The organism is Pseudomonas endophytica, from assembly GCF_001411475.1.
In the GTDB taxonomy this organism is placed as follows: Bacteria; Pseudomonadota; Gammaproteobacteria; order Pseudomonadales; family Pseudomonadaceae; genus Aquipseudomonas; species Aquipseudomonas endophytica.
The window spans coordinates 1-12,960 of sequence record NZ_LLWH01000231.1 but is presented as its reverse complement, the minus strand read 5'-3'; the positions used below and the strand labels follow the sequence as shown (position 1 = coordinate 12,960).

The following is a 12,960-nucleotide window of genomic DNA, read 5'->3' as shown; positions in this document are numbered from 1 at the left end:
CGGTCAGTTCACCAGTTGATTGAGGCTAAGAATCGGCAACAAGATGGCCATGACGATCAGCAAAACCACGCCGCCCATCAGCACCAACATGATTGGTTCAAACAAACTCACGACTAGGGCTATGCGCGCCGCGAGGGTCTTTTCTTGCTGTTCGGCGGCCCGCGCCAGCATGCTGTCCAACTCACCAGCGCGTTCGCCGCTGGCAATCAGGTGCAGCATCATGGGCGGAATATCCCCGCTGCGCTCCAGCCCACGGGCCAGTGTTGCGCCTTCGCGAACAGCGCGGGCGACATCGAGCATGCGCTGGCGAATGGCGAGGTTGGCCACCACGGTGGCCGAGATTTCCAGTGCATCGAGCAGCGGCACGGCGCTCTTACCCAAAATCGACAGCGTGCTCGCAAAGCGGGCTGCCTCCATGGCCCTCAACACCCCACCGACCACGGGCAGGTTGAGCAGCAGCGCATGCCAGCGCAGCTTTAGTCGCGGCTGTTGCAAGGCCCAGCGCGCCACCCCAGTCGCAGCGATCAAGAGCATCAACAGCAGCCAACCGTAGCGGCGTAAACCATCGCTCAAGGCAATCATCGCTTGGGTTAACGCAGGCAACGGCTGACCGCTGTTGACAAAGATTTTGACCACGTCCGGCACCACATAACCTAGAAGAAAGCCGACGATGGAGAACGAGGCGATCAGCAAAATCAGCGGGTATACCAGTGCCAACTGGATCTTCTGACGCGAGGTATGGCGGGCTTCGGTGTAGTCCGCGAGTTGCTCAAGCACATGCCCCAAATGACCGCTGCGCTCCCCCGCCGCCACGGTGGCGCGCAACAGCTCCGGGAAAGCCCGAGGGAAGGCTGCGAGCGCCGTCGCCAAGGCATGACCTTCGGTAACGCGGTTGCGTACGGCGAGCAAAATAGTGTTCACATGACGCTTTGCGCTCTGGGCCGCTACCGCCCCTAAGGCCTCTTCAAGGGGCAACCCAGAGTGAATCAACGTCGACAGTTGCCGCGTGACTAGCGCCAAATCGGTGACCCCAAGTCTTGCTCTCAAACCCGTCGTGGGATTTTGTCGAGCCTGCGTCAAACGGGTTGGCCGCAGACCGCGCTCACGCAGCAACTGGCGCGCCTGCCGTGCACTCTCAGCCTCTTGCTGACCTCGGCAGTCACGTCCGTTGGCATCCTGCGCCCGATACTCAAAGATCGGCATGCTCAGTCCTCCAGGGTCACGCGCAGCAGTTCGTCAAAACTGGTCAAACCCTGGAGTACCAGACGCTGGCCGTCTTCAAACAAGCTGGGAGCGTGTTCGCGTGCCTCTCGGATCAAGTCCGGCTCGCTCGCACCCTGATGAATTAAATCTGCCAGCGCGGGGGTGATGCCGACCAGTTCGTAGATCCCGGTACGCCCGCGATAACCCTGTTGGCAGTGACTACAACCCTGTGGCTGATACAGGGTGACGTCGGCCTGCGAATCGACCCCCAACCGTTGGCATTGCTGCGGGTCGGCGCGATAAGGGGTTTTGCAATCGGCGCACAACGTGCGTAACAAGCGTTGGGCCAACACGCCGACCAGTGAGGACGCTAACAAGTAGGCATCAATGCCCATATCCACCAGCCGGGTCACTGCACCTACCGCGCTGTTGGTGTGCAGCGTCGATAGCACCAAGTGCCCGGTCAACGACGCTTGCACAGCGATTTCAGCGGTTTCGTGGTCACGGATTTCGCCCACCATCACTACGTCCGGGTCCTGACGCAAAATGGCTCGCAACCCACGGGCGAAGGTCATGTTGGCTTTAGTATTGACCGGCGTTTGGCCGATACCCGGCAGATGGTATTCCACCGGGTCTTCGACGGTCAGGATGTTGCGGGTTGGATGGTTCAAGTGGCTGAGCGCGGCATACAGGCTAGTGGTTTTGCCCGAGCCGGTAGGCCCAGTGACCAGAAAAATCCCGTGGGGCCGGGTCAGTATGTGTTCAAAGCGGCTCAAGGTTGGCGCGGGCATGCCCAAGCATTGAAGGTCGAGGCGCCCGGCCTGTTTGTCGAGCAAGCGCATCACCACGCGCTCGCCATGGGCAGACGGTAAGGTTGAGACGCGCACATCGACGTCATGTCCGGCCAGGCGCAGACTGATACGGCCATCTTGCGGCACTCGCCTTTCGGCTATATCTAACCGCGCCATGACTTTGATTCGCGACACCAGCAAGTTCGCCAGTTCGCGTTTTGGGCGTAGCACCTCGCGTAATTGGCCGTCGATACGCATACGCACCGACAAGTACTGCTCGAAGGTTTCCAAATGTACGTCCGAGGCTTTTTCGCGCAGGGCTTCACGCAGCAAAGCGTTGATTAACCGGATGATCGGTGCATCGCCCTCTTGCTCCAACAAGTCAGCGGTTTGTGGCACCTGCTCGGCCACACTCATAAGGTCGAGTTCGCTGTCCAGCCCTTGCGCCACTTGCTCGGCCGCGCTTTGTCCGGCGCTGTAACAACTGGCTAGACGCTCGCTGAAGTGTGCATCTGGCACCCGCTGCACAACCGCTTCAACCCCGGCCCAACGCCGCACTTCCGCTAACACGGTCAACGGCGTATCGCTGCGTATCAACAGGCTTACGGGGCTCGTCGAGGTGTCGAGCAAGACCCCGAAACGCCGAGCAAAGCTGAAGGGTAAGCGCATGGATGACAGGCTCATGGGCGCGCTGCTTTGGGCTGGCGCAAGTCCACGGTGTCTGGGGCTTGCAGGCTTGAGTCAAACATCTGATGCGGGTCGCTGGGCAGCAAAAGTGAGTTGCTGTCTTTGGACGCGGGCTGACTGAGATTTCGCAAAGCGTTGTAGCGGTCTTCGCTGATTTCACGAAGGTCGTTTTTACTGCGCACGATGGTGGGGCGTAAAAACACCATCAGGTTAGTTTTGGTGTGCGTGTCTTTGTTCCAGCGAAACAACGCGCCCAAGTAAGGGATGCTGCGCAGCAATGGCACACCACTGACTTGGGTGCGCACGCTGTCTTTGATCAACCCACCAATGACGATAATTTCGCCATCTTCAGCCAAGATGGTGCTTTTAAGGGCACGCTTGTTGGTGATCAGGTCGGTGGAATCGACGCCCATCAGTGAAGGTGCAATTTCGGAGTTCTCTTGCTCCACTTCCAAGCGCAACGAACTGCCGTCATTGATGTGCGGTTTGATCTTGAGGCTAATGCCGATGTCTTGACGGGTGACTGTGGTGAACGGGTTCTGCGAGCTTTCACCTGTGCCGGTGTAGGAGCCGGTCTTGAAGGGTACGTTTTGCCCCACCAAAATTTCGGCCTCCTGATTGTCCAGCGTCAGCAGACTCGGTGTGGACAACACATTGTTATTGGTGTCACTGGCCAAGGCCGAGATCAGCGCATTAAAGCGATCATTGCCCAATTGCAACACGGCACCTTCTGGCAGCGTGGAAGTGGAATCGGCCAGCGCGCCAATTTGGATATTGGTGCCCGGAAAAGTAATCCCGCCCTGTGCATTGCCACTGTTGACGCCCCATTGCACGCCCAGGGTGTCAACGATATCGCCCGAAATTTCGACAATTGCGGCATGGATCAACACCTGCGAACGCGGCTGATCAAGCTGACGAACGATGTTTTCGAGACTACGCACTTGCGCCGGATCAGCCATGATCACCAAGGCGTTTTGGCTCTCATCTGCGGCCACCATGACCTCGCGGGCGGTGGCCTTTTGTGTGGCATTGCCTAAGGATGTTTCCTGCTGCATACCCTGTGCGACGGTTTCAAGTACCTCGGCCAATTGCTTGGCATCGCTGTGACGAAGACGAACCACACGCGAGTTTTCTGACTGTTGAGTCGGCACGGTGTCCAGCGACCGCGCCAGTTTGCTCAAGCGCTCGCGCACCGCCTTGTTACCCAGAATCACCAGTCGATTGGCCGACGCATCGGCAATCACTTGGCTGGCCGGGCCGGTGCTTTTTTTGTCCAGTGACTGCTGCATGACCTTGGCCACATCACTGGCCTGCGCGCGGCGTAACTCAACCACCGAATAGTCATGGCGAGTACCGCCATCCAGCTGCCGAACAAGATCAGCAATACGTCGAGTATTGGACGCGGTGTCGGTAATGATCAGCGCATTGGCCGAGGCAGAAGGCCCAACGTAACCATGAGTGGACACCAACGGGCGCAGTAGCCCTGCTAAATCCGCCGCCACACTGGCATTAAGCTCAATGACCTGGGTGACAAACGCTTGATCAGAACCCTCGGCGTTACCCGCTTTAGCCTTGGCCTCGGCGGCGGGAATGATCAACAGCCGATCACCTTGATCGACGATTGCAAAACCGTGCGCCTCCAGCACGGAGTAAAACAACTGGCGTACACCGTCGCGGTCCAAAGCCTCTTCGGAGATCACTGTAATACGGCCTTGCACACGCGGATCAAGCACCACAGTGGCGCCAAGTACCGATGACATTTCTTGGACCACATCGCGTAACTCGGCGTCTTTCATAGCCAGTTGCCAATACTGATCTTCGGCCAACACGTCGCTTGGGAATAACACGGCAGTGAACATCACACTGCCCACTAAAAGACGGCCGATGCCGAACACGTTTGGCCTGATCATGATGTTTCTCTAAGGTTGTTCGGCAAGGGGCCGCAAATGAAGGGAGGAAGATTTAGGGGGGGTGGCGGCCGTTTGGGTCGTCGGGATCAAGTGCTGGCTCGCCGGTCTGAGCAGTAGCCGTTCTTCCCGGTTGTTGCGCCAAAGCACCACTTGCGACACCTCAACCCGGCGTAACACGCTGCCACCCGGCAGGCGCTCACCGACTCGGTAAAACTGCGAGTGTTGCTTACCTGCCAACAACGCATACGACGCGCCTTGGCTGTACACAAAACTGGCGCGCAACTCCAAAGGCTCAGCGCTTTGGGCCAATGTGCCTTCGGGAGAAAGCCCCATGACGCTCACGATGGCATCAGGCTTGAATGGCTTAAGCACAGGGGCAGGCGCAATGCGAGTTGGTGTGGCGACAGGCACAGCCAGCGACTGGCGATAATGCCACTCCTGCCAAGCCAAATATGCGCCATACGCCAAAGGCAAGCCCAACAGCAGCAGACTCAACAAGGGGGCGACGTTTTGCCGTAGTGCACCCGCAAAAATAATCACAACCTTTTCATCTATTAGCCCGTGATGAATTCAAAAAAACGTGCGCAATGACACCGAGACTTGACCAATAAAAAAGTTATCAACCGTGCAACTTGAAGCTGCCTATAAACCAATGTTTAAACGTAACACCACGAATAAGGGCCGAACTGTTAAATCAACAGTTCGGCCTTAATCACATGGGCTTACTTCTCAGTCCACGCCATGTTCCAGCTTGCACCGACACCCGGCTCAAACCCATTGGCGTTCCGATTATATTGAACGCAGTAACCCGCGTTCGGGAGTGGCTTACACTCATACACTTTGTCGTTTTTAGGCTGAAGAACCAACGTACCAGCCTTGTAACCGGCAATACCTTCAGGGAATACAAAGTCGAATTCCTGAGCGCCACCTTCACCGGTAAAGGTCAGCGACTTGAGCTCTTGGAAATTGTCACGACCGTCTTCGCTGGTCGCGATCAGCTTCAAGAAATGCTCCCCCGGATTGGCAATCACAGGCACGCTGAGTGGCGCAGACGTCGAGTTCACGACTTGCTTGGTTGTCCCGACCTGCTTGTTGGCAGCATCAAACACAGTGGCTTCGACAGTGATGTTTTTATTGGTCATCACGGTAAAGCCGACAGCGGCACGACCTTTTTCCAGTACATACTCCGGGGCAATGTTGTGCACATGCATGTAAGCATCCGGGTCAGGAACCATCACCGTCTGCATCTCGTAGCGGGTTACACCGCTTTCGGCTTTGGAGTAAAGGGTGTTTGCGCCTTTGATCGGCTCGATGTCGCCGCTCTCATTACGAACGCCTGCACGCACTAGAGGCTTATTGGCCGCGTTAACGGCGCTTGCCAATTTGTACGACCAGTTGGCAGGCTGGCCTTCTTCTGCGGAGTCAATGTCCACGCTGAAACTGTACTCGGTGCTCTCAGAGCTACCCGTGAAGGCGCGAGCTTTGACCGAATCACCAGGCTGCAGGGTTTGGGTCTGCGAAATGCCCCCTACGTTTTTCCAACCGTCTGGATCTGGGCCTTGTGCGGTGATGTTGACATCCACAATGTCGTAGAACGCAGCCGGGGTGTCATCAACCGTCCAGGCACCCAAAATAAGGTGATAGCCACTGCGATCTGTCGGGATCGAGCAGCTGTGTTTTTCTTTACCTTGGCCGTTACCACCCGCTGAACCGTCGATAGGTATACCGCCGCCGTTTTCAACTTGGCAAAACGGTGTCAGTTCAAAGCTATCGCGAGTAATTGGCAGATTCGGGTTCCAACCCCCTTTGGTAATGAAGTACTGCCAACGCGTGGTTTTATGAGCCGCGGTATAAAACCAACTGAAGTCGATGTTGTGGTCTTTGATTTCAGTCTGGTGCCAACGGTTGGCAGACTGGGCATCCAATGGCGCGAAACTGGTATGGCCGCCACTCGCAATCTTACCGTCAGCAGGGCCAAATTCCGGGAATCCTTTAGGGGCTTCGCCGACAGTCTGCGGCTCATATTGAGCGGGGCCACAGTCAATATTTAGACCCTGCTGGCAAGCATAGGCTCGCGAAGGCGGTGAGTTCATGTAACCGTGAGCGGCAGCCTGTTGAGAGGCAAACATAGCAGCCATTAACGTCAGCGATGATGCACACGACATCAAAGTACGTGACTTTGAAAGAGCAATACGCATATAAAACTCCACTCTATGTATTAGTTAATATATGAAATCTATGCGCTCGATTAAACGCACGACGATATAGGCAAAGCCATATTACAAATCGGTGACAATTGCGAATAGCAACAGTAACTAAGGAAAACCCCTACAGGCAGAATTAAATACTTCCAACTCGTTCGCGCCCGCGTCGAGAAAGTCTACGCAGATTAATTAATTAATCTGTAGGACTATTCCGAAATTAATAATATATATTTCCGACGCTATGTATTTAACGCCTTAAAAAAACGCCCGGCATTAGCCGGGCGTTAGGGTCTGTACGCGATGTTTTCGAGCGAAGGTTAGGTAAGTGAAAACAGGCGAGGAAGCTGAGTTTACGGGTTGTAAATGAGCATTCCGAGCCTGTTTTTAACGCAGCACAAGATAGAGCGCTTATTCGTGATACTGCCCCGAGAATTCATGCACGGCGCTGATGAATGCTCCGGCGTGTTCAGGCTTAACTTCGGGGGTAATACCGTGGCCTAGGTTGAACACATGGCCCGAACCTTTGCCATAGCTGGCGAGAATACGCTTGACCTCAGTGCGGATCGCCTCTGGATTCGCATACAACACAGTCGGGTCCATGTTGCCTTGCAGCGCCACTTTGTTGCCTACACGGCGGCGGGCTTCGCCCAGGTCACAAGTCCAGTCCAGACCCAACGCATCGGCGCCAGCATCCGCAATACTTTCCAACCACAGGCCGCCATTTTTGGTGAACAGGATCACCGGCACCTTGCGCCCCTCATGCTCGCGGATCAAACCGCTAATGATTTTGCGCATGTAAGCCAGCGAAAACTCTTGATAGGCCGCCGAAGACAAGTTGCCGCCCCACGTATCGAAAATCTGCACGGCTTGCGCTCCTGCCAAGATTTGACCGTTTAGGTAGGAAGTCACGGACTGCGCCAATTTGTCGAGTAACAAGTGCATGGCTTGCGGGGTGTCGTAGAGCATGGCTTTGGTTTTGCGGAAGTCTTTGGACGAACCGCCTTCGACCATATAAGTGGCCAGCGTCCACGGGCTACCCGAAAAACCAATCAGCGGTACTCGACCGTTGAGTTCGCGGCGAATAGTGCTCACCGCATTCATCACATAGCCGAGGTCTTTTTGCGGATCAGGGATCGGCAGGGCTTCGATATCGGCCAGCGTGCTGACAACCTTTTTGAAACGCGGGCCTTCGCCGGTTTCAAAATACAGACCTTGGCCCATGGCATCGGGGATGGTCAGGATGTCGGAGAACAAAATGGCCGCGTCCAGTTGAGGGAAGCGGTCCAGTGGCTGCAGAGTGACTTCGCAGGCGAATTCAGCGTTCTTGCACAGGCTCATGAAGTCACCGGCTTTGGCGCGACTTGCCCGGTACTCCGGCAAGTAACGACCGGCCTGACGCATCATCCAAACAGGCGTTACGTCTACGGGTTGCTTGAGCAAAGCGCGAAGGAAACGGTCATTCTTGAGATCAGTCATGTCTGCACCCGGAAAAAAAGTGGGGGCATTTTCTCAGAGACAGACGTAAAAGGCACGGCAAGAGCCGTGCCTTTTATCTATCGGGGCGATTTGACGCGGGGGGGCATCCAGATGACGACACAAAAAAAATCTCAGCGATGGCGTTGTTGGAGCTGCCGCAGGCTGCGATCTTTTAATCGTTAAAAACAAAAGATCGCAGCTTGCGGCAGCTCCTTGGGGTATGAGGCGTCGTTAAACGCCCAAGTAATCCATGATCCCTTCTGCCGCGTTGCGGCCTTCGAAGATCGCGGTCACGACCAAGTCAGATCCACGCACCATGTCGCCACCGGCAAAAATTTTCGGATGGCTGGTCTGGTGCTTGTACTGCGATTGCTCAGGGGCAATGACCCGGCCTTGGCTGTCGGTCTGGATGTCGAACGCTTCAAACCACGAAGCCGGGCTTGGACGAAAGCCAAAGGCGATGATCACGGCGTCTGCCGGGATGATCTCTTCGGACCCTGGAATGGGTTCAGGGCTGCGACGGCCACGGGCGTCCGGCTCGCCAAGACGGGTTTCGACCACTTTTACGCCTTCGACTTTGCCTTCGCCAACAATGGCAATCGGTTGACGGTTGTAAAGGAATTTAACGCCCTCTTCCTTGGCATTTTTAACTTCTTTACGCGAGCCGGGCATGTTGGCTTCGTCACGACGATACGCACAGGTCACCGATTTGGCCCCTTGACGAATCGAGGTACGGTTACAGTCCATGGCCGTGTCACCGCCACCCAGCACCACGACCTTCTTACCTTTCATGTCGACAAAGTCTGCCGGAGATTTTTCAAAGCCCAGGTTGCGATTGACGTTGGCGATCAGGAAGTCCAGTGCGTCATGTACACCCGGCAAGTCTTCACCAGCAAAACCACCTTTCATATAGGTGTAAGTGCCCATGCCCATGAAGACCGCGTCGTACTCGGACAGCAGTTCTTGCATGCTGATGTCTTTGCCGATTTCGGTATTAAGACGAAACTCGATACCCATGCCGGTGAACACATCACGACGGTGGCTCAGTACGGTTTTTTCAAGCTTGAACTCTGGAATACCGAAGGTCAGCAGACCGCCGATTTCTGGGTTTTTGTCGAAGACCACCGGGGTCACGCCGCCACGCACCAGCACATCGGCACAGCCTAAGCCCGCAGGCCCAGCACCAATGATCGCCACTCGCTTGCCGGTCGGTACGACCTTGGACATGTCCGGGCGCCAGCCCATAGCGAAGGCAGTGTCGGTGATGTATTTCTCGACCGAACCAATGGTCACCGCGCCGAATCCGTCGTTCAGGGTGCAGGCACCCTCGCACAGACGGTCTTGCGGGCACACCCGGCCACACACTTCCGGCAAGGTGTTGGTTTGGTGCGACAGCTCGGCAGCGGCGAGGATGTTGCCCTCGGCCACCAGCTTGAGCCAGTTCGGAATGAAGTTATGCACAGGGCATTTCCATTCACAGTACGGGTTGCCACAGCCCAAGCAGCGGTGGGCCTGATCGGCTGACTGCTGGGGTTTGAAAGGTTCGTAGATTTCTACGAACTCTTTTTTACGTTGACGCAATAGTTTCTTCTTCGGATCTTTGCGCCCGACATCAATGAATTGAAAGTCGTTGCTGAGACGTTCGGCCATCTTCTAAACCTCTTTACAACAGCTGCAAGCTACACGCTTCAAGCTGCAAGAAAATCGTATAAACCCGACACACCGCTCGCAGCTTTAAGCTTGTCGCTTAAAGCTTGCGGCCTGCAACTGCGTCACTGCGGACTACCCAATGTGCTGGCAAGCAGAGACTTCAAGCTCGCCGCTTTAGGTTTTACAAGCCAGAAACGACGCAAGTAATCATCGAGGTTTTCCGAGAGGTTGCGACCCCACTCGCTGTTGGTTTCCTCAACGTATTCATCCAGCACGTGTTGCAGATGGTTGCGATAGGCTTCCATCGCTTCACCGCTGATACGCTGGATTTCTACCAGTTCGTGGTTCACTAAGTCGACGAAGGTATTGTCCTGATCCAACACGTAGGCAAAACCGCCGGTCATGCCTGAACCGAAGTTGTAACCCGTTTTGCCCAGTACGCAGACAAAGCCGCCGGTCATGTATTCACAGCAGTGATCGCCCGTGCCTTCAACCACGGCGTGAGCGCCGGAGTTGCGCACCGCGAAACGCTCGCCTGCTGTGCCTGCTGCGAACAGTTTGCCGCCGGTGGCGCCGTACAGGCAGGTGTTGCCGATAATCGCACTGTCTTGGGTTTTGTAAACGCTGCCTACAGGCGGCACGATCACCAGCTTACCGCCGGTCATGCCCTTACCCACGTAGTCGTTGGCGTCGCCTTCCAAGTACAGATTCAAACCACCAGCGTTCCACACACCAAAGCTCTGACCCGCAGTGCCTTTGAAGCGGAACGTGATCGGCGCCTTGGCCATGCCTTGGTTGCCGTGCTTACGGGCGATTTCACCCGAGATACGTGCTCCAATGGAACGGTCACAGTTACAAATGTCGAGTGCAAATTCTGCACCGCTGAGGTCGTTGATCGCAGCGCTGGCCATCTCAAGCATTTGCTCGGCCAGCAGGCCCTTGTCAAACGGCGGGTTGCGGTCAACCTGGCAGAACTGCGGCTTGTCAGCGGCAATGTGGTCGCTGCCCAGTAGCGGCGTCAGGTCCAAGTTATGTTGCTTGGCTGTCTCGCCCTGAAGGATGTCGAGCAGGTCAGTACGCCCGATCAACTCTTCAAGGCTGCGTACGCCCAGCTTGGCCAACCACTCGCGGGTTTCTTCAGCCACGTAGGTGAAGAAGTTAACCACCATGTCGACGGTGCCGATGTAGTGGTTTTTACGCAGCGATTCGTTCTGCGTAGCCACACCGGTGGCGCAGTTGTTGAGGTGGCAAATACGCAGGTATTTGCAACCCAACGCGATCATTGGCGCGGTGCCAAAGCCGAAGCTTTCAGCGCCTAAAATGGCCGCCTTAATGACGTCAAGGCCGGTCTTGAGGCCACCGTCGGTCTGCACTCGCACTTTGCCGCGCAAATCGTTGCCGCGCAGGGTCTGATGGGTTTCTGCCAAGCCCAATTCCCATGGAGCGCCCGCGTATTTGATCGAGGTCAGCGGTGATGCGCCGGTGCCGCCGTCATAGCCCGAAATGGTGATCAGATCGGCATACGCTTTGGCCACGCCAGCAGCGATGGTGCCTACGCCGGCTTCTGCAACCAGCTTCACGGACACCAGCGCGCTAGGGTTGACCTGCTTGAGGTCAAAGATCAGCTGCGACAAGTCTTCAATGGAGTAGATGTCGTGGTGCGGCGGTGGCGAGATCAGGGTCACGCCAGGCACGGCATAACGCAATTTGGCGATTAGACCGTTGACCTTGCCGCCAGGCAGTTGCCCGCCCTCACCCGGCTTGGCGCCTTGGGCGACCTTGATTTGCAGTACTTCAGCGTTCACCAGGTATTCCGGAGTGACCCCGAAACGGCCAGTGGCCACTTGTTTGATTTTCGAGCTTTTAATGGTGCCGTAACGTGCCGGATCTTCGCCGCCTTCACCGGAGTTGGAGCGCGCGCCCAAGCGGTTCATGGCCTCAGCCAGTGCCTCATGCGCTTCTGGTGACAAGGCGCCGAGCGAGATACCGGCCGAGTCGAAACGCTTGAGGATCGAGTCCAGCGGTTCGATTTCGTCGATCGACAAAGGCGTGTCGAGGGTTTTGACCTGGAACAAGTCGCGGATCATCGACACCGGACGCTTATCGACCAGCGCGGTGTATTCCTTGAACTTGCTGTAGTCACCCTGCTGCACAGCCGCTTGCAGGGTGGCAACCACGTCCGGGTTGTAGGCGTGGTATTCGCCACCGTGCACGTACTTGAGCAGACCGCCTTGCTGGATGGCTTTACGCGGGCTCCAGGCTTCGGCAGCCAACAGTTTTTGCTCGGCTTCTAGGTCTACGAAACGCGCACCTTTAATACGGCTTGGCACGCCACGGAAGCTCAGGTTGCAGACTTCTTCAGACAAGCCGATGGCTTCAAACAGTTGCGCACCGCGATAGGAGGCAATGGTCGAGATACCCATTTTCGAGAGGATCTTGAGCAAGCCTTTGGTGATGCCTTTACGGTAGTTTTTAAACACTTCATACAGGTCGCCCAGCACTTCGCCAGTGCGGATCAAATCGCCCAGTACTTCGTACGCCAAGAACGGGTACACCGCCGAGGCGCCAAAACCGATCAACACCGCAAAGTGATGCGGGTCACGAGCCGTGGCGGTTTCGACCAAAATGTTGCTGTCGCAGCGCAAGCCTTTTTCGGTCAGGCGATGGTGAACTGCGCCCACTGCCAACGCGGCGTGAACCGGCAACTTGCCCGGCGCGATGTGACGGTCGGTCAGGACGATCTGAGTACGGCCCCCACGAGCGGCTTCTTCGGCTTGATCGGCAATGTTACGCACCGCGGCTTCAAGACCCAGCGCCTGATCATAGTTGAGGTCGATGATCTGCCGCTCAAAGCCCGGCAAGTCGAGGTTCATCAACGAGCGCCATTTAGCAGGCGAGATCACTGGCGAACTGAGGATGACGCGCGAGGCGTGCTCCGGCGACTCTTGGAAGATGTTGCGCTCGGCACCGAGGCAGATTTCCAGCGACATGACGATGGCTTCACGCAGCGGGTCAATCGGCGGGTTGGTGACCTGCGCG

General features: G+C 56.3%; 8 protein-coding genes. All 8 read right to left on the bottom strand.

Features of this window, described 5'->3' with window-relative positions:
• Window positions 1–3: 3 nt before the first annotated feature.
• Window positions 4–1,203: a type II secretion system inner membrane protein GspF gene (gene gspF, locus AQS70_RS21980; protein ID WP_055104844.1), complete on the bottom strand. Its 1,200-nt coding sequence runs from the start codon at window positions 1,201–1,203 to the stop codon at window positions 4–6.
• Between the two features lie 2 nt (window positions 1,204–1,205).
• Complete coding sequence (gene gspE, locus AQS70_RS21975; protein ID WP_055104843.1) at window positions 1,206–2,678, bottom strand: type II secretion system ATPase GspE; 1,473 nt, start codon at window positions 2,676–2,678, stop codon at window positions 1,206–1,208.
• Window positions 2,675–4,591: a type II secretion system secretin GspD gene (gene gspD / locus AQS70_RS21970; protein ID WP_055104842.1), complete on the bottom strand. Its 1,917-nt coding sequence runs from the start codon at window positions 4,589–4,591 to the stop codon at window positions 2,675–2,677. The genes gspE and gspD overlap by 4 nt, the downstream gene beginning before the upstream one ends.
• 9 nt (window positions 4,592–4,600) lie before the next feature.
• Entirely contained in the window at window positions 4,601–5,131 is a 531-nt protein-coding gene (locus AQS70_RS21965) for a type II secretion system protein N (RefSeq protein WP_241492881.1), read from the bottom strand.
• Window positions 5,132–5,313: 182 nt separating this feature from the next.
• Window positions 5,314–6,789: an N-acetylglucosamine-binding protein GbpA gene (gene gbpA, locus AQS70_RS21960; protein WP_055104841.1), complete on the bottom strand. Its 1,476-nt coding sequence runs from the start codon at window positions 6,787–6,789 to the stop codon at window positions 5,314–5,316.
• Window positions 6,790–7,203: 414 nt separating this feature from the next.
• Window positions 7,204–8,271 (bottom strand): uroporphyrinogen decarboxylase, encoded by a 1,068-nt coding sequence (gene hemE, locus AQS70_RS21955; RefSeq protein WP_055104840.1) that lies wholly within the window; start codon window positions 8,269–8,271, stop codon window positions 7,204–7,206.
• A gap of 231 nt (window positions 8,272–8,502) precedes the next feature.
• Window positions 8,503–9,921: an FAD-dependent oxidoreductase gene (locus tag AQS70_RS21950; protein WP_055104839.1), complete on the bottom strand. Its 1,419-nt coding sequence runs from the start codon at window positions 9,919–9,921 to the stop codon at window positions 8,503–8,505.
• 122 nt (window positions 9,922–10,043) lie between these two features.
• Window positions 10,044–12,960, bottom strand: a 2,917-nt coding sequence (gene gltB / locus AQS70_RS21945; RefSeq protein WP_055104838.1) for a glutamate synthase large subunit, incomplete at its 5' end; no start/stop codon positions are given.

Excerpts from the sequence above, each read along its gene's own strand:
- gspF (WP_055104844.1), bottom strand. The coding sequence starts at position 1,203 with ATGCCGATCTTTGAGTATCGGGCGCAGGATGCCAACGGACGTGACTGC.
- gspD (WP_055104842.1), bottom strand. The coding sequence starts at position 4,591 with ATGATCAGGCCAAACGTGTTCGGCATCGGCCGTCTTTTAGTGGGCAGT.
- gspE (WP_055104843.1), bottom strand. The coding sequence starts at position 2,678 with ATGAGCCTGTCATCCATGCGCTTACCCTTCAGCTTTGCTCGGCGTTTC.
- gbpA (WP_055104841.1), bottom strand. The coding sequence starts at position 6,789 with ATGCGTATTGCTCTTTCAAAGTCACGTACTTTGATGTCGTGTGCATCA.
- hemE (WP_055104840.1), bottom strand. The coding sequence starts at position 8,271 with ATGACTGATCTCAAGAATGACCGTTTCCTTCGCGCTTTGCTCAAGCAA.
- AQS70_RS21950 (WP_055104839.1), bottom strand. The coding sequence starts at position 9,921 with ATGGCCGAACGTCTCAGCAACGACTTTCAATTCATTGATGTCGGGCGC.